15 protein-coding genes are annotated in these 16,702 nt (G+C 51.1%); 6 read left to right on the top strand and 9 right to left on the bottom strand.

Features of this window, described 5'->3' with window-relative positions:
• Entirely contained in the window at nucleotides 1–1,716 is a 1,716-nt protein-coding gene (locus ABID47_RS09705; protein ID WP_354496231.1) for an adenine deaminase C-terminal domain-containing protein, read from the top strand.
• A gap of 329 nt (nucleotides 1,717–2,045) precedes the next feature.
• Nucleotides 2,046–2,333: a hypothetical protein gene (locus ABID47_RS09700; RefSeq protein WP_163878269.1), complete on the top strand. Its 288-nt coding sequence runs from the start codon at nucleotides 2,046–2,048 to the stop codon at nucleotides 2,331–2,333.
• A 32-nt stretch (nucleotides 2,334–2,365) separates the two neighbouring features.
• Here the strand turns inward: ABID47_RS09700 and modB are convergent, their stop codons facing one another.
• Nucleotides 2,366–3,079, bottom strand: a complete 714-nt coding sequence (gene modB / locus ABID47_RS09695; protein ID WP_354496228.1) for a molybdate ABC transporter permease subunit — start codon at nucleotides 3,077–3,079, stop codon at nucleotides 2,366–2,368.
• Nucleotides 3,080–3,082: 3 nt separating this feature from the next.
• Entirely contained in the window at nucleotides 3,083–3,940 is an 858-nt protein-coding gene (gene modA / locus ABID47_RS09690; protein ID WP_354496226.1) for a molybdate ABC transporter substrate-binding protein, read from the bottom strand.
• 223 nt (nucleotides 3,941–4,163) lie between these two features.
• Here modA and ABID47_RS09685 point away from each other — a divergent pair, with 223 nt between their 5' ends.
• Complete coding sequence (locus ABID47_RS09685) at nucleotides 4,164–5,117, top strand: helix-turn-helix transcriptional regulator (protein ID WP_354496224.1); 954 nt, start codon at nucleotides 4,164–4,166, stop codon at nucleotides 5,115–5,117.
• Nucleotides 5,118–5,310: 193 nt separating this feature from the next.
• Here ABID47_RS09685 and ABID47_RS09680 read toward each other — a convergent pair whose 3' ends face one another.
• The gene (locus ABID47_RS09680; protein WP_354496222.1) at nucleotides 5,311–6,531 is read right to left on the bottom strand and encodes an acyl-CoA dehydrogenase family protein; all 1,221 of its coding nucleotides are present in this window, start codon (nucleotides 6,529–6,531) and stop codon (nucleotides 5,311–5,313) included.
• A gap of 395 nt (nucleotides 6,532–6,926) precedes the next feature.
• On the opposite strand from ABID47_RS09680, the gene ABID47_RS09675 reads away from it, so the two are divergent.
• Nucleotides 6,927–7,316: a MerR family transcriptional regulator gene (locus tag ABID47_RS09675; RefSeq protein ID WP_076170364.1), complete on the top strand. Its 390-nt coding sequence runs from the start codon at nucleotides 6,927–6,929 to the stop codon at nucleotides 7,314–7,316.
• 66 nt (nucleotides 7,317–7,382) lie between these two features.
• On the top strand, nucleotides 7,383–8,210 hold the full coding sequence (locus ABID47_RS09670) for an NAD(P)-dependent oxidoreductase (RefSeq protein ID WP_354496220.1): 828 nt from the start codon (nucleotides 7,383–7,385) through the stop codon (nucleotides 8,208–8,210).
• A 187-nt stretch (nucleotides 8,211–8,397) separates the two neighbouring features.
• Here ABID47_RS09670 and ABID47_RS09665 read toward each other — a convergent pair whose 3' ends face one another.
• Genes ABID47_RS09665 through ABID47_RS09655 form a run of 3 tightly spaced genes read right to left on the bottom strand, consistent with a single transcriptional unit; the run spans nucleotide 8,398 to nucleotide 10,994 of the window.
• The gene (locus ABID47_RS09665) at nucleotides 8,398–10,206 is read right to left on the bottom strand and encodes an ABC transporter ATP-binding protein (protein ID WP_354496218.1); all 1,809 of its coding nucleotides are present in this window, start codon (nucleotides 10,204–10,206) and stop codon (nucleotides 8,398–8,400) included.
• A 13-nt stretch (nucleotides 10,207–10,219) separates the two neighbouring features.
• The gene (locus ABID47_RS09660) at nucleotides 10,220–10,714 is read right to left on the bottom strand and encodes a lasso peptide biosynthesis B2 protein (RefSeq protein ID WP_354496216.1); all 495 of its coding nucleotides are present in this window, start codon (nucleotides 10,712–10,714) and stop codon (nucleotides 10,220–10,222) included.
• On the bottom strand, nucleotides 10,701–10,994 hold the full coding sequence (locus tag ABID47_RS09655) for a lasso peptide biosynthesis PqqD family chaperone (protein WP_105441681.1): 294 nt from the start codon (nucleotides 10,992–10,994) through the stop codon (nucleotides 10,701–10,703). Before ABID47_RS09655 ends, ABID47_RS09660 begins: the two co-directional genes overlap by 14 nt.
• 202 nt (nucleotides 10,995–11,196) lie before the next feature.
• On the opposite strand from ABID47_RS09655, the gene ABID47_RS09650 reads away from it, so the two are divergent.
• Entirely contained in the window at nucleotides 11,197–12,732 is a 1,536-nt protein-coding gene (locus tag ABID47_RS09650; RefSeq protein WP_354496214.1) for a hypothetical protein, read from the top strand.
• A gap of 10 nt (nucleotides 12,733–12,742) precedes the next feature.
• Here ABID47_RS09650 and ABID47_RS09645 read toward each other — a convergent pair whose 3' ends face one another.
• The 3 genes from ABID47_RS09645 to ABID47_RS09635 are packed head-to-tail and all read right to left on the bottom strand — an operon-like array spanning nucleotide 12,743 to nucleotide 16,693.
• Entirely contained in the window at nucleotides 12,743–13,897 is a 1,155-nt protein-coding gene (locus ABID47_RS09645; RefSeq protein WP_354496212.1) for a nucleotidyltransferase domain-containing protein, read from the bottom strand.
• Between the two features lie 43 nt (nucleotides 13,898–13,940).
• Nucleotides 13,941–15,275, bottom strand: a complete 1,335-nt coding sequence (locus ABID47_RS09640) for a UDP-glucose dehydrogenase family protein (RefSeq protein ID WP_354496210.1) — start codon at nucleotides 15,273–15,275, stop codon at nucleotides 13,941–13,943.
• Between the two features lie 44 nt (nucleotides 15,276–15,319).
• Nucleotides 15,320–16,693 carry a sugar phosphate nucleotidyltransferase gene (locus ABID47_RS09635; protein ID WP_354496208.1) on the bottom strand — a complete coding sequence of 458 codons (1,374 nt, stop codon included), beginning with the start codon at nucleotides 16,691–16,693 and terminating at the stop codon, nucleotides 15,320–15,322.
• Nucleotides 16,694–16,702: the final 9 nt, after the last annotated feature.

The raw sequence follows: 16,702 nt of genomic DNA, 5'->3' as shown, positions 1-16,702 counted from the left end.
ATGCAAGCAGATTTGCTATTTCTTCAAGCCAAGGTGTACAACAGTTACTTTAAGCAGTGGTCTACCAACAACGTCGCCGTCAAGGACGGCAAGTTTTTCTATATCGGCCTGAGGGGCGAAGATACGTTCCAGGCCAAGCAGGTCATTAACGCGGAGGGACTCTATATGGTCCCCGGCTTCATCGACATCCATCTGCACATCGAAAGCACGATGGTGACGCCGGAATCCTTCTCGGCGGGTCTCCTGCGAAACGGCGTCACCACGATCGTACCCGAGCCGCATGAGATGGCCAACGTGTTCGGCCTCGACGGCGTTCTCGAGATGATCAAGGCGAGCCGGAACTGTCCGGTGGACATGTTCTACGCCATTCCAAGCTCGGTTCCGTCCACCTCGATGGAAACGACGGGCGGATCGATCGAAATCGAGGACATGGACGCCCTCCTGTCCACGGGCGATGTCATCTGCCTCGGCGAGATCATGAACTACGTCGACATCATTACCGACCCGGACTGCAAAACGAACCGCATCCTGGAGCATATCCGCTCGCATTATCCTGAGCTCGTCATCGAAGGCCACGTGCCGAAGCTGCTGGATCTGGACCTGCAGCGCGTCATTTACGCCGGCGTCAACTCGGACCATACGCATCAGACGCTGCAGGGGCTGGAGGAGCGGATTGCGGCCGGCATGTTCATTGAAATCCAGGAGAAATCGATGACGCCGGAAGTGATGGACTACCTGATCCGCCACGACGTTTCCGAGCATTTCTGCTTCGTGACCGACGACGTCATGGCGGATTCGTTCCGCGCCCGCGGCCATCTGAACCAGATCGTGCGCAAGGCCATCGGCATGGGGATGTCTCCGGAGCGGGCGATCTACGCCGCGACCTTCTCCCCGTCCCGCCGCATGCGGATGTACGATCGGGGCTCCATCGCACCGGGCAAAATCGCCGACTTCCAGCTAATCTCGGATTTGTCCGAGCTGAAGCTGGAATCGGTGTACAAAAAAGGGGCGGAAGTGTACTCCGCCGCCAAAGCCTTTGAGCCGCAGTCGAGCGGCTACCGGTTCCCGGAGCACTTCTACCACAGCGTCCAGCTGGACGAGCTGAGCGCCGCCGATTTTGAAGCGGCGGCCGGCGTGGAGGACGGCATCTACCGGTGCCGGGTGATGACGATCCAGGACGGCTCGACCTTCACCAAGGAGAGCCAGGTGGACGTGCCGGCCGCGAATGGCCGGCTGCTGTGGGAAGACAGCGGCTGCGGCATGATCGCCACGTTCGAACGGTACGGCAAAGGACGCCAAAAAGCGTTCGGCTTCATCGCGGGCGATACGATCCAGCGCGGCGCCGTGGCGACGACTTACTCCCACGACAACCACAACCTGCTGGTGATCGGCCACAACGTCGAGGACATGGTCCTCGCTGCAAACACCGTCATCCGCCAGCAGGGCGGCTTCTGTGTCACTCTGGACGGCGAGATTAAAGCCAACATGCACCTGCCGGTCGGCGGCATCCTGACCGAGGATCCGCTTGATCTGGCCGCCGAGTCCGTCCAGCAGGTGCGCGAGGCGATGGAAGAGCTTGGGTACAAGCACTACAACCCGATCATGTCGATCGCGACGCATTCCCTGCCGGTAAGCCCGTACCTCAAAATCACCGATCACGGGCTGATCGACGTCAACGCCGGCAAAGTCGTGCCGCTCATTATTGAGCAGGTGTAAGTTACTGGCCAGGTATAACATTTAACCGTTAGGTTTGGCATTGCCGTATATATCACAAAGGGCTGTCCCCGCCATTTTGGCGCGGGGACAGCCCTTTTTTTGTATGACAAAATCGATCAAGCACAAGTATACCTATCTTCGCCCTAAAGCCGCTTTATGGGCCAAAATCAAATCACTTATTCCAGATTATTTCTATAGGCATATAACGACCTATGCTATACAATATCCTACGGACTTTAGGCGATATACCGTACAAACATTAGTCTCGGCGTAATCCGCCCGTTTATATATACTGCTACAATATCCTGCTACATAGAAAGGAATTGCACATGAAGTGGTGGAAGCTTATACTCGTTGTCCTTATATGGATTGTATCGTTTATGGCGATTAGATCTGGCCTTGCCATTAAACGTGGAAAATCTAAGGGCAGCGTTACGGATGTGATGAATGTATGGCCCCTTGCCGATACGATTTCAGGAAATATCGCAGCAATAATCTGCAGCTTTATTGCAGGTTTGATCTATAAGCATTTTCCATGGTGGCTGAGAAAAACCTTCCTCTTCTTGATATCCACTATACTGTTTTGCCTGGGGCTATATATTCTTATCGATGCATGATCAACAAACAACCCGAAACCAATACTCCTCCGTTATCCCCGGCTTTCCCTCGATACCTCTGTGCCCCCTCGCGGCCGCTCCGCTTCCGGTGCTTTCCTTCCGGTCAGCAGCAGCATGACAAAAGACATTGCGACGATCGCCAGCGTCCACGCCCAGGCCATCGGCATGTTGCCGGCGTCGACCGCCACGTAAATGGCCGTTGGCACCGTCTGCGTCTTGCCGGGAATGTTCCCGGCAACCATGAGCGTAGCGCCGAACTCGCCGAGCGCGCGCGCAAACCCGAGCACGAGCGCGGTCAGCAGCGAGGAGTAAGTGAGCGGCAGCGTAATGGAGCGGAACACCCTCCACTCGCCTGCCCCGTCAGAGCGGGCTGCCTTTTCCAGATCCGGATCAACGGCGGCGAAGCCGTTCTTCATCGTCTGATACACGAGCGGGAATGCCACGACGATGGTCGCCACAACAGCGGCCCACCAGGAAAAAATTATCGGCGCATCCCACAGCCATTCGATCAGCTGCCCCACCCAACTGCGGCGGCCAAGCAGCATCAGGAGCAGAAACCCCACCACGGTCGGCGGCAGGACCAGAGGCAGCATGAACAACGTCTCCAGAACGATTTTTCCCGGGAAATGATGCCTTGCCATCCACCAAGCAGCTCCCGTACCCAGGACGATCACGATCAGACTCGAAAGCAGGGCAACCTGTAGGGACAGTCTGACCGGATCCCAAAACGCCTGCCAGTCCATCATCTGTTAACCCTGCTGCGGCACGGAAAATCCGTATTTTTTAAAAATGTCCAGCACCGAATCTGTCTGGAGGTACTCGTAAAAATCCACCGCCTCCTGGCTGTGCTTCGTCGCCTTAACGATTCCGACCGGGTAAACGATCGGCGTATAGGCAGACGGGTCGACAGTAAGCGCCACTTTGACCTGATCCGAAGTCAATGCATCCGTTTTATACACAAAACCCGCATCCGCATTGCCAGTTTCTACGTACTGCAGCACCTGCCGCACATCCTTGGCCTGCACCAGCTTCGGCTGGAGCGTGTCCCACAGGTTGGCGTTCGTCAGTGCTTCCTTGGCGTAGTTCCCTGCCGGAACGCTTTCCGGAATGCCGATAGCGATTTTTTTCAAGCCGGTTCCTTTCAGGTCCTCCATGCCCGAGACTTGGGCCGGTTCTTTGGCGTTCACGACGGCCACAAGCTCATTGGCGAGTAGGTCTTTCTCATGCGAAGAATCGATGAGCTGCTTGTCCTCCAGGGCCTTCATGTTCTTCACGGCAGCCGAGAGGAACAGATCCGCCGGTGCGCCCTGCTCGATCTGCTGCTGCAGCGCACCCGAAGCGCCAAAGTTAAAGTTCAGTTTGACGTTCGCATGCTCCGCCTCATACGCTTGTTGAATCTCCTGCAGCGCATCCGTCATGCTGGCGGCAGCGGAGATAATCAGTTCCACCTGCTGCGCAGCCTCTCTATTAGAAGTTTCCGCAGCGGCTCCTGAGTCGGCCGATTTCGGGTCTGCAGCCGAACCGGAACTCGATCCGCAGCCTGCCAGCATCAGAACGAGGGTAGCGAGGATCAGCCAAACACCTGGTTTCTTACCCCTTTTGATCATCCGTAATCTCCAATCCTTAATCGTTATATTTAGTTATAATTAGATATAATTGATTATATCCAGTGGGCCGCGAGGTTGTAAATACGGTTTGCACAATTTTCACATCCGGGTGTGATACAATAGAAGACACTATGTTCACAGGGTTCAGACCTAAGCCATAACAAGGAAAGATAACATATAACGAAACGTTTAGCGAAACATACAACGTACAAGGAGGAAGCTCATGTCCAGCGACATTTCGTATACGACCGAGGAGATTGCCAAGCTCCTGAAAATATCCAAGCTCACCGTTTACGACCTGATCAAAAAAGGCGAGCTGCCTTCGTATCGGGTGGGCAAGCAAATGCGCGTCGATGCCGCAGATTTGGAAGCCTACAAGCAAAGGGCTAAAGGACTGCAGGCGGCCGAACACCGCCCGGCTCCGCCGGAGCCGGTTTCCTTTCAACCTGCCGCTGTCGGAGCCGGCGGAACCCGTTCGGTAGTCATTACCGGGCAGGATATCAGCCTTGACATTCTCGTTAAGCATATGGAAAAGCATACGCCCGGCATCCGTCCGCTCCGCGCATATGTCGGGAGTCTGGACAGCCTGATTGCGATGTACCGCGGAGAGTCCGACATCGTGAGCACCCATCTGCTAGACGGTGATACAGGCGAATACAATTTGCCTTACATTAAGCGGATTTTGGTCGGCTTTCCGTATTTGGTCGTCAACCTGCTATCGCGAAAGGCGGGACTCTATGTCCAAAAGGGGAATCCCCTTGAGCTAAAAGACTGGGCCGATCTTTCCCGTCCGGGGCTGCGGCTCGTCAACCGCGAAAAAGGGTCGGGTGCCCGCGTTCTGCTCGATGAACAGCTGCGGCTGCACGGGATCCGGCGGGATCAGCTGCAGGGCTACGGCGAGGAGCAGACCAACCATATTGCGGTCGCCGGCACGGTCGCTTCCGGGGAGGCTGATGTCGGGATTGGCATCGAAAAGGCGGCAGCAATCGTAGGCGGCGTGGATTTTATCCCGCTGATCGAGGAACGCTACGACCTGGTCGTGCTCAAATCGGCGGAAAATATGCCTTGGATCGAGTCGCTGATGGGCATTTTACGTTCGGAGGAGTTCCGCCGCGAGCTGCAGAGCATCGCAGGGTATGATCTGTCCCGTACCGGGGAGATCTTGCTTGAGACATAGACGTATATTGCGGAAACGGCTCCTTATCACACGGTGCCCCCTCAAAATGAGGAGTGCACCCATTGCCGTTGCCGTTCATTAGAGGGTAGAAGTTCAATCTCATAAAAGAAAAAGGCAGCCGGAATCATTCCGGCTGCCTTTACTGCTGTTTCGAAGTCCTGCGATTCTACGAGCATGAGCCTACGGGCCGATCCTACCGGTTGGTTCCGGTACTCCCTTCTCCGGCTGCGATTACGTCAGCGATCGCCCGGCGGGCGAGCATCGATGTGACCGTATCGTCCATCGGCGGGTTGTGCAGACCCGCCCGCACGTCGCGGTACATCCGCTCCAGCGGGAGCTGGCGCGACAGGCTGGCCCCGCCCACAATGCGCATCGCCAGATCGACGATGCGCAGGGCCGCATGGGTCGCCGTCGTCTTCACGAGCCCGAGATCGGGCCTCATGCCCGGCCGCAGCTCCGGGTGGCGGTCCCAGCGGTCCGCCACACTGTACATGAGCGTGCGGGCGGTGATCAGCTCGGACTCCATCTCCCCGATCTTCTGCTGAATATGCGGAAGGTCGGCAATGGGCCCCGGCAGGCTGTTCGGCCGGTAATTGGCGGCGTAACGCACCGCAAAATCCCGGGCAGCCCAGGCGATGCCGATATAACATGCCGGGATATGCAGCAGCGCCCCTCCATGATCGGACATCTTACCTGCCGGCTGTCCTCCTAAAGGATCCTCACTATCGATCCGTTCCCCGTCCGGCACGAACACCTCCTCCATCACCAGGTCGTGGCTGCCGGTCGCCCGCATGCCCATCGTATTCCACGTTTCGTCAATGCTGACACCTGGACCCTTCCGCACCAAAAACGTTCCGGTCTTGTCTTCTTCCTCCACAAATGCAGTGACCGTAAACTGATCCAGCACCGGAATGAGCGAGCTGAACGTTTTGCGGCCAGTCAGCAGCCAGCCCCCTTCCGTTCGCTCCGCTTTCGTTCCCGGACGGCCGCCCCGGCTCGGACTGCCGGTCGACGGTTCGCTGGCAAACTGGTTGATCATCGCCCCATCATGGACGATTTGCCTGCAGAAGTCGGCATACAGCTCGCGCGGCCACGACTGGCCGATGCGCATCTGCAGTACCTGGCTCACATGCCAGCCGACCGCGAGCGTCGTCGAGCCGTCCCCTTTTCCCAGCCGTTCTTGGGCAAGGATCATTTCGTACAGCGACGCTTCCTCACCGCCAAACTCCGCCGGCACCGTCAGCTTTAAATAACCCGACTCCTTCAGGTCAGCAAAATTTTCAAACGGGAACGATCCTTCCCGGTCATGTTCCGCAGCCCTCTCCGCAAATACCGCCGCAAGCCGCTCGGACCTGGACGCGATCTCGGCCTCACGATTATTTCGTATAAACGGATCCGTTTGCATGGAATTCATCCTGTACTCTCCCCTCGCCTGTATCTTTTCTCCTAACGAAATCAGTAAGCATCAAAATGGACACCTGTATTCTGACTTCCCAAGAAAACGAACCCGCCAAACGTGGTCTGTCTTCTGTCAGGTTATTTCGAAAGATGTTTTCTTCATTGTATAATGCAGGGGCTGTGTTGTCCAAAGCAGAACCTGTTTCTTTTTATAAAAGCTGAACGAATAAGCTTTGGTGTCTCATGGGCCGGTTAAAGGCAACCTGTGACCTATTTTGCGTTTGTTTTGCGATCATTTTACTCAACACCGCACGGGATGCAGCCGGCACAATATGCGTACGCGCTTTACAAAGCCGGATTAAGATGATATTTTATAAACACGACGTTAACGTCATGTTTGGAGGGCAAGATATGAAGGATCGCATGCGCATAGGGGATTTATCGGAACGAGCGGGGGTTACTCAGCGAACGGTTCGATATTACGAAAAAATGGGGCTGATCCCTCCAGGCGAGCGCGAAGGCAATGGGCAGCATTACTATACAGACGAGACCGTTGCGCGGCTGCGCAAGATCGACCAATTAAAGAAGCTTGGGCTCAGCTTGGAGGAAATACGGGACGTGATCGACCTCTATTTCATGGACCCCAGTGGTGTACAACCTAAACAGAAAGTGCTCGGCATCTTGAAGCAGCACCTCGCAGAGACGGATCAGAAGATCGAGGGGTTACAACAATTCCGGACCGATTTGCTGACCCATATCGACCGCTTTGAGCAATGGCTCAAGGACGCAGAGCAGCATTAATTTTTTTTGCCACAAACATGACGTTAACGTAATGTTTATAACATTCACATTTCCAGGAGGATAAACATGATGAACGAGACGATCGGATTTATCGGACTTGGCAGCTTAGGTCTGCCGCTGGCTAACAATCTCCTCGATGCAGGGTATCCTTTGGTGGTGCATAACAGGACGGCCAGCAAAGCCGAACCTTTGATTGCCCAAGGTGCCCGGCTGGCATCCAGACCCGACGAGGCCGTTACCGCTGGCGGAATCGTCGTCACCATTTTGTGGGATGATGCGTCCGTGGAGAGCATCGTCATGAGCGATAGCTTTTTAGAGAAGCTTGGTAAAGGGGGGATTCATATCTCGATGAGCACGATATCGCCGGATACATCCAAAAAGCTGGCAGCTGTTCACGCAGAGCATGGCAGCACCCTGGTTGAAGCCCCCATCTTTGGAGTCCCGGAGGCTGCAGTAGCACGTCAGCTCTCCATCCCCATGGCTGGGCCTCGGCAGGCTAAAGACCGCGTCCGCCCGGTTTTGGAGGCTATGGGAGGGCTGAATATTTTCGATTTTGGTGAAAAAGCCGGGGCAGCGAATCAGGTGAAACTGGTTGGAAACTTCATGATTACTTCCGCCGTGTACACCATCCGTGAAGCTCTCTCCATGGTCGAAAAGAGCGGTGGCGATCCCAAGCCTGTGATGGATATGCTGACCCAAACGCTGTTTAACGCCCCGATTTATAAACGTTACGGCCAGATGGCTGCCGAGAACATGGATCATCTCTTTACTCAAAGCCATATTCCGTTAAAGGACGTGGGCATTTTTAAACAAGCATCACAGCGGGCCGGGGCCCCCGCACCTTTGTCAAACCTGTTGTATGACCTGTTAAGCAGCGAGCATAAACAAGGCTAATATCGATAAAATCTTATCCAATATACGTTCATGGAGAAAAGGAGTATGCATGCGGTTCCGTTCGAAAATAAGGAAGGAAAGGCTGAGGTTACAGGGACAGCTTCACTTTGGACGCCATCTTACATGAAATATAACAGAAGCCCCCGCAGAAGCGCGAACGCCTCCCGGGGGCTGCTTTTCATCCGAATCATACCTGCATTTGAGCTCCGCTCTGGTAGCTCAGCAATTTACTGAAGGAACCTTTGCTCTCCTGCGACAGCTGCAAATAACCGCCCTGCTGAATCACCTTGCCCTGCTCCATCACGATCACATGGTCCGCGTTCCGGATGGTGGACAGCCGGTGGGCGATCACGATCATCGTCATGCTTCCTTTGAGTCGCTCCAGCGCCTGCTGGATCAGAAGCTCATTTTCGCTGTCGAGCGCGCTTGTCGCTTCATCCAATACAAGAATGCTCGGCCGCTTCAAAATCGCGCGGGCCAGCACTAGCCGCTGGCGCTCTCCACCTGACAGGCGAACGCCCCGGTCCCCGATGACCGTGTCCAATCCCTGCGACAGCTTGCGGACGAACTCGGCCGAGGCCGAGAACTCCAGCGCCTGCCATAGATCGTCATCCTGCGCATTGGGGTCCACTAGCTGCAAATTGTAGCGGATGCTCTCGTTGAACAGGAACGGATCCTGCGCTACGTATCCGATCGAGCCGCGCAGCGCCAGCAGCTGGCGTTCGCGCTGGAGCGAAACGCCGTCCGCCCGCACTTCTCCCTCTTCGGGATGGATCAGCCCCATTAGCAGGTCGACTAGCGTGCTTTTCCCGGCGCCGGATTTGCCGACAATGGCGGTCATGCGGTTCGCCGGAATATGGACATGGATATCGCGCAGCGCGTATTGCGGCTCCTTGGGGTTGTACCGGTAGCTGACATCGGTGCAGCTGATTCCGTCTACCAAGGCAAGCTTCGAAGCCCCCACTTCTTCCGGGCTGATCAGCTCCTGCTCGGCTTCGTATTCCTGCTGCAGCTTCCGCATGTCATGAAACGCCGGCAGATTCGAGCTGAGCTGCTCCATATTCGACTGAATGCCGATAAATCTTGGCCACAGTCGGGTAAAAATGAGCACGACCGTAATCAGCTGCTCCGCCGGGGTATGCAGTACCGCGATCGCCACGTACATAAATGCCGCGATCAGCACGACGGAGGACAGGCGGTAAATAACCTGCGACATGGAGTTCACCCGGCCGAACTCGAGGAAGTTATGCTCCATTTGATCGGTCAGCTTACGGAACCAATGGATGTGGGACGCCTCCAGCCGGTTGCTTTTGATATCCTTAATGCCGCCGAAATGGTCGCTGATGCCCGCAAAATAATGCTTGGACAGCTCGGTGGTCTCCTCGCCGATCCGCTTGGACCTGCGCACGAACCTCCGTGCGAACAAAGCAAGCACAATCCCGCTGACCAGCACCATCACAGTCAATGCCGGCGACAGCCACAGGGCCAGGGCAATCTGAAGCACCGTAAAAATCAGCGACGTCACCATCTGCAAAAATAATGTCGTGCCGTAATTGACCCGCCCCAGCTCGTTGGACATCACGTGGTTGAAATCCGACCGGCGTTTGCGCAGGTAGAACTCCCACTTGGCCCGCAGCAGCCCTTCATACGTCTCGGTCCGCAGCGTCCGGATAAAGGATTGAATAATCCCTGCGTTCAGGAGGGTCTGGCTTCGCTGCAGCAGCGCTTGTCCACCCAGGATGAGGACATAGGCCGCCAGGACCAGCGGCAGGCTGAGCTGCAGGGACCAGGAATGGATCAGCCCGGTAAGCGGGGCCAAAAACGGCAGGCTCCCCGAATCCATTTGCAGCAGGCCGATCATGCCCAGCAGCGGGACGATCAAATACATGCCGATGCCGTCCAACAGGCTGATGAGAAGGGTCATGGACATGTTCAGGTACAGTTTGCCTCCGGCGACCCGCTGGATTTTGCGAATATAGTAGAATAAATCCTTCATTGTACGTAGCTCCTTATCCGGATTGCCGCGTCATGAGCCCGGCCTCTCGGTCCGCTGCCGCCCCATTGCCGAAAATGCCCACAACCGTATACTTCTCGTGCCCTTCCCTTCCCGTCACGATGTACGACCCGCAGCGCAGCCAGGCGTGAGCCGCCAGCCGCCCCTGCTCGTCCCTGCCGCTTCCCAAATACAGCGTGCTCGACAGGCCGCGGCGTTCCAGCATTTTCATGGCAGCGATCGCCTTGACCAGGCATTGGCTCTCCCACCACGTGTACCGGCTCATCCCGTGAACGGCTTTGGAGACTTGGCGGATGGTCAGCAGTTCCTGCCGGCCAAGCTCCACCTCAGAAGTCTCCTTCATATAACTCCCCAGGGAAGGGGCGACTTTGGCGAACGGGAGTGCCTTCAGCACTCTTCCCCATGCCAGGAGCACGTAGGCTTCGGCATACATCGTCTTCTGGGCCAATGGAAAACGGACAAAAGCGCGCAGCTGCCTACTCCAGCTCATGCCCGCTTCTCACCTGTATCAGGCCTTCGGCCGCAAGCTTGTTGAGAAACGGATGCACCTGCTGCTCGCAGGCTTCCGGCCCGATATCATACTCTTCGACCAATTGGCCCACCAGATCCGTCAGACTGGTCGGCGCAGCTATCAGCTCCCAGATCCGCCCGCCGATCTGCCCCAGGTTGTAATACTTTCCGGTCTCGATGCTCAGCATGACTTTCTCCCCATCCATGTCGCTGACGAGATAGCCGGGGGATTGCTGGATAAATTGATCTAACTTAGCCATTTTAGTATTCAAGAGAAGGCCCCCTTGCACATTTTAAGTTACATTATGTATCATTATATCAAAAATTGTTCCATTATGTATACATTTGAATTTCTTTAAAAATGGGGTATATCCCCAGAGCAACTGTCACCGATAAATCAATATAATATTTGTGACATACATTTTGGGTATCAAAGGGATTGTTAAAAGGAGAGGGATACAAATGACCAAGGTATATGTTGACGATTTTCCTAGGACAGATTCAGAGGTTGATGATACCCATAGAATTCAACGCGCTATCGATTATGCCCGCAAACAGATTCAAGGGAGCAATTTTGTTGGAGGCAGTGCATATTACGGGAATGCGGTTTCGATTGTATTTGGCCCCTCTCAATATGTTACAAGCTCTCCGATCACCGTTTACAAAAATATCTATCTGGAGTCAGAAGGCCAGACCTACTTGATCGCTAATCCAGGCAATAATTCTTTTGACTGCATTAATGCTGCGAGTCAGGCAACTCAATTCAGGGCTGAAAATATAACCTTTGTAGGTTATAAAACAGCACTTTATTTAACAACCAATAATGTGGACGTATCAACAATTCATCTAACAGGGCTTTATTTTCATATGTGTAGAGTAGGCGTCGATACAGGAAGTTTTTCGGAAAGCCGAAGTACGATATTAACGTTGTCTCAATGCAGATCGTGGAAAACGTCTGTCATGTTAAGAAACTTTTGCGATATGGCATCAATGAACGATTGTTGGATTACTCATGATGGGTCGGATGGCCCAGCCATATATAACGATGGCTATTTGAACATTAGGGGGGGAGTTTTCGTATCTCTTTCTCCTCAACAAAATGCCAACCCTAGATGGATTGATTGCCATGAAGATTCTGGTCAACATAGCGGCTTATTTATTGACGGTGCCCGTTTTGGTGGTGAAGGCGGAGGAGGGTATCCCATTGTCTATAATTTCATGCCTCCTGTGCTGAATCTCAGTAATAACGAAGGCAACGTCATCTCCATTACCAATTCCATTCTCTATTCGTCATCGGGGACTAGGGATTCGTCCATTATCTTGTTCAATATCCCAAACAGAATAAGCATAAAAAATTCAGTTGGATTTACTGATTTACTAAACGGGATTATTTCTTGCGCTCCATCATTCAGTCCAGACCAAATTCCTTACTCTCCATATATTTCAATTGATTTAGATGATTCTGTATATCAAGCGTGGGGATTGAAAAGGCTAGATCCTAGATTAGAACGGTTCTTTTCATCAGGTAGTCGGCGATTTAAACGTACGTTTGGATTCAGTGAAAGACAGCTCGTTCCCAAGGCAACTTCTTCTCATGACGCGATGGTTACCATTGACATTGAACAACTTAATGGAAGTCGAACAGATCAACAGCGACAATTAGGATTCGCTATGCTTGCAGTAACTACAGCACCGGGATCATCTAACGATACCGGTTACAAATGCATCTCTACAGCACTAGTGACTTGCGTTGGCGGTAGCGACGGAACAGGCGTAGTCAAACGTTTGCAATTTTTCACTAAAGATTCCATTCCAGGCGGACTTCATTTTTCAGAAAACTGTGATATCATCTCCGTACATTGGGGAACAGGTGAAACAGGGACTACGGATCAAGCTAAATCTTCAACGAATACCAAAGTCACAATCGTATTTAAATGTCCTGGAAACATAAATGCAGCAGGAATCACGTTCACCCCGTTACTCGGCCTCGATTTATAACATTGGATCATTAAGTTCTTTTCATTAAACGCCAGAACCACAGAAAAGGACGAAGCGGAATATATAGAAAGAAAAACGGCTTGGCAATCGGCAGCACTTCTGCATCAAGAGAACTGGGGAGCAATTTCTTCACCAACAGCAGCGCCTTCTGTTTAGGAGTCATTGCAGAATGAATATTGCGTTTATACTTTGCCACATATTTGTCAGACATGTTAGGACCATACTGAATACCGGTAAGAGCTAGCTCAGCCAGTTCAACTGATTTTCGGTTAGCTTCATTCGGCAAAAACTGCTTTAATCGAAGGTTTGAACCTAGTAACGTTTCGCATAACCAAACCGCCTGTTGCACATATACTTCTCCCCCATAACGTTTAAAGTACTCGATTAATCCCTCTTTTTCAATCTGATGATCATTTACGAGCCGCTCGACATCCAATAGCCAGCGCAGTCGGGACCATCCATGTCTGGCGCCGTGATCCGCCAAATAAGCAAGCAGATCTTCATTTCCCAAATGATGAAATTCTTGATTATATACGGTTATCGTTCCTTTTCTGCGCCATAGTTCTTCAAATGAAGGAGAACTTATAATATTGGGGTTGAGACGCCAATGAATTTCAACTTGTATTGACTTTTCCGGATGAAAAAAAGACATATGATGTGATTTCTTCTCCCAAAATATAAACTGATCTGTTTGATCCGACTGATAGCCGAGTTGAAGTAATATTGCATTTGTTTTAGCGACATCGGACCCGTCAATTAATAAGTCCAAATCTTTAGATGTCCGGTAAGATAATTCACCATATAGTTGCAAAGCCAAGATGGGGCCTTTCAATTGTAATGTCCGAGTACCGCTTTCTGTTAATGTCCTGCATATTTCACACATTTCCCGGGTTAACTGCATCATCCTTATCGTATTATTTTTGTACAGTTTATGAAGATTCGAGGTAACCCTCTCAGGGATTAGATCTCCCCCCATATTTTTAATTCTGAGGTAGATAAGCGGATACACCCTATGATGAATAACGAGGTCCAAAAAAGCATCCCAATCGATTTGAGAGACATGCCCTCTTAAGTCTTCCGGCATTGTCTCTTTTCTTTTTAGTAATAGCAGCATAAACTTCAATTCATTGGTTTGGCCAAAATCATCAATGGGCTGAATAAGCATGGAATTTAACCTCACAAGATTAAAATAATAAATTACTATAAAATCACTGCAATAACACGGGATCGTTGACTCTTACACCCTTGTTCATGTTCGGCCGTCCGATGGAATAGTAATTAAGTTCCGTTCCGGCTAGGTCCTCTTCACTATAAATGTTTCTGCCGTCAATAAGGTTCGGCTGCTTTAACCAAGATTGAATGACCGACGGGGACGTATCGCAAAATTCTTTCCATTCTGTGAGAATACACAGTGCATCAGCATGCCAGGCAGCTTTCTGGGCGCTTACACAATATTCAACTGCCCCTTGAAAATGATTCTTGAAATTATCCGCTGCAATCGGGTCATAAGCCCGTACGACGGCTCCTTTACGCAACAGCGCTGATATAATTTCAAAAGCAGGGGCATCCCTTACGTCATCGGTTTCCGGCTTAAAAGCCAACCCCCAAATCGCAATTGTTTTACTCCGCAAGTCCCCCAGAATAGCCTCTAATTTTCGTAGCATATTGAATCTTTGATCACGATTCACCTCGACGACAGACTTTAAAAGTTTGAAGTCATAGTCCATCTGTCCAGCTATTTGAATCAATGCTTGGGTATCTTTCGGAAAGCAGGATCCCCCGTAGCCAATCCCCGCATTTAAAAATGAAGGACCGATTCGCTTGTCGCTGCCCATTCCAAAAGCCACCTGCGTTACATCGGCTCCTACCTTTTCGCAAATATTAGCAATTTCATTTATGAATGAAATTTTTGTAGCCAGGAAAGCATTCGAAGCATATTTAATCATCTCGGCGCTTCGAATATCAGTAACAATAATGTTATCCGTCAAAGGTGTGTGCAGTTTGGTCAACCATTTTCTTGCCGTATCATTAGAAGTTCCAATTATGATTCTGTCCGGGTACAGTGTGTCCTGAACAGCGGTTCCTTCACGCAAAAATTCCGGAACCGAAGCAACTTCGAACAAGCATGTTGTGTGCTGTTGAATTATGTTTCGTATTTTCTCATTCGTTCCCACAGGGACAGTGCTTTTAGTCACTACAACCTTGAAACCATTCATGGATCTCCCGATTTCCTCCGCAGCTTGTTCAATAAAGCTTAAGTTGGCTTCACCGCTTGGGAGCGAAGGCGTGCCAACCGCAATAAATATAATATCCGAGTCATGAACTGCTCCAGTTAAATCGGTTGTGAAGCGAAGTCTGCCCTCATTTTTATTTTTTTGGACTAACTCTTCAAGGCCAGGTTCGAAAATAGGTATCCGACCCTTATTCAACATATCGATTTTGGCGCTCACCTTATCGACGCAAACTACGTCATTGCCGAGTTCTGAAAAACAGACGCCGGACACCAGGCCGACATAACCAGTTCCAATGACGGTTAATCTCATAATCACCCAACTCCCCTCAGTTGCTAAAGCATATTTGAGCCAATTCAAACCTTTATACAGTGCTCTGCAATTTCGTTCCAGTTTTGATAAAGCTCTATAATCTGATTAGGCTCCTGTTTCATTCCGCTTTGCACCACAATGATTTCGAGCTCCGTCAAAGCTCTGATACTGTGAAGTGTTTTCATCGGAATATGAAGAACATTGCCGGCACTTACTTCCATATAATTTCCATTTTGAATAAATTCCCCTTTACCTTTAACAATAGTCCATACCTCTTCGCGACCGACCTGCATCCGGTAACTTAGGTTCTTTCCTTTTTGGATGCTGACCCGTTTCGTGCTAACACAGCGACCATCTTCATAGTATTGATCATCCAAAATCCGAATCCACCCCCACTGCCTCTCTTCATACATGGGGCCCTGATCAAAATTAACGTAGTTTTTTATTTTGGGACTTGCGCTCTTATCCGTTACCAGTATCCCGTCCGGACTAACGGCTACGACCACATTAGATAATCCTAATATCGAAACAGGGATATCAATCTCATTGATGAGATGGGTATTATCGCAATCATCACTCATAATCCCTTTGCCAATCTGTCTATTCTTCATTTCTTCCGTTAGCGTATTCCAGGTACCAAGGTCCTTCCAATACCCCTTATAGGGAATAACAACTATATTGGCCGCCTTCTCCAGCACTTCATAATCAAAACTGATTTTGGGAATTTTGTAGTATTCCCGCGACAATTCTTCAAACCGGACCGGCAGTCCTTTTCGTTCCAGCAAGTCGATCATGTAGCCGAGCTTGAATGCAAAAACACCGCAATTCCAAAGCGCGCCTTGGCTCATTAGCAATTCGGCTGCCTCTTCTGTTGGCTTTTCATGAAAGTGGCTGACCGGCAAATACACACTGTCAATTTCATGTTTTCTAAGTGATGGAATAATGTAACCATATTTGGATGACGGATAAGTCGGTTTAACGCCAATAAGTGCAATCTCTGCTCTGGCACTATTTAATACAGATTCCAATTGTTTTACGGCACTAAAAAAGTGGTTTTCTACATAAGGATCTACAGGTAATACAACGACTACTTCATCTAAAGAAACGAGCTCTTGTGAATATAAATAGGAAGCGGACAAAGACACCGCTGCAAAAGTATCCCTCCGTTCGGGCTCCACGATCAGGGGAACGTCTTCTCCAACTTGACTCCGCATGATTTCAATTTGAGATTTGCTTGTGGCAATATAACTTTGATGGGATAATCCGTTTGCTGTAATCTGGCTCCATACCCTTTGGACCATGGATACCATCTCATTGCTTTCATTCTCTAGCACTTTAAGGAATTGTTTGGATCTTGCATCGTTCGATAACGGCCACAATCTCTTGCCGGATCCTCCTGACAACAGCACGAGTTTCATATCTACCCC

The organism is Paenibacillus favisporus (assembly GCF_040545415.1).
GTDB classification, from domain to species: domain Bacteria; phylum Bacillota; class Bacilli; order Paenibacillales; family Paenibacillaceae; genus Paenibacillus_AQ; species Paenibacillus_AQ favisporus.
This window is presented reverse-complemented; position numbering and strand designations above follow the sequence as displayed.

Coding starts and splice junctions, on each gene's coding strand:
- ABID47_RS09705 (WP_354496231.1), top strand. CDS start 1: ATGCAAGCAGATTTGCTATTTCTTCAAGCCAAGGTGTACAACAGTTAC.
- ABID47_RS09700 (WP_163878269.1), top strand. CDS start 2,046: ATGAAGTGGTGGAAGCTTATACTCGTTGTCCTTATATGGATTGTATCG.
- modB (WP_354496228.1), bottom strand. CDS start 3,079: ATGATGGACTGGCAGGCGTTTTGGGATCCGGTCAGACTGTCCCTACAG.
- modA (WP_354496226.1), bottom strand. CDS start 3,940: ATGATCAAAAGGGGTAAGAAACCAGGTGTTTGGCTGATCCTCGCTACC.
- ABID47_RS09685 (WP_354496224.1), top strand. CDS start 4,164: ATGTCCAGCGACATTTCGTATACGACCGAGGAGATTGCCAAGCTCCTG.
- ABID47_RS09680 (WP_354496222.1), bottom strand. CDS start 6,531: ATGAATTCCATGCAAACGGATCCGTTTATACGAAATAATCGTGAGGCC.
- ABID47_RS09675 (WP_076170364.1), top strand. CDS start 6,927: ATGAAGGATCGCATGCGCATAGGGGATTTATCGGAACGAGCGGGGGTT.
- ABID47_RS09670 (WP_354496220.1), top strand. CDS start 7,383: ATGATGAACGAGACGATCGGATTTATCGGACTTGGCAGCTTAGGTCTG.
- ABID47_RS09665 (WP_354496218.1), bottom strand. CDS start 10,206: ATGAAGGATTTATTCTACTATATTCGCAAAATCCAGCGGGTCGCCGGA.
- ABID47_RS09660 (WP_354496216.1), bottom strand. CDS start 10,714: ATGAGCTGGAGTAGGCAGCTGCGCGCTTTTGTCCGTTTTCCATTGGCC.
- ABID47_RS09655 (WP_105441681.1), bottom strand. CDS start 10,994: ATGGCTAAGTTAGATCAATTTATCCAGCAATCCCCCGGCTATCTCGTC.
- ABID47_RS09650 (WP_354496214.1), top strand. CDS start 11,197: ATGACCAAGGTATATGTTGACGATTTTCCTAGGACAGATTCAGAGGTT.
- ABID47_RS09645 (WP_354496212.1), bottom strand. CDS start 13,897: ATGCTTATTCAGCCCATTGATGATTTTGGCCAAACCAATGAATTGAAG.
- ABID47_RS09640 (WP_354496210.1), bottom strand. CDS start 15,275: ATGAGATTAACCGTCATTGGAACTGGTTATGTCGGCCTGGTGTCCGGC.
- ABID47_RS09635 (WP_354496208.1), bottom strand. CDS start 16,693: ATGAAACTCGTGCTGTTGTCAGGAGGATCCGGCAAGAGATTGTGGCCG.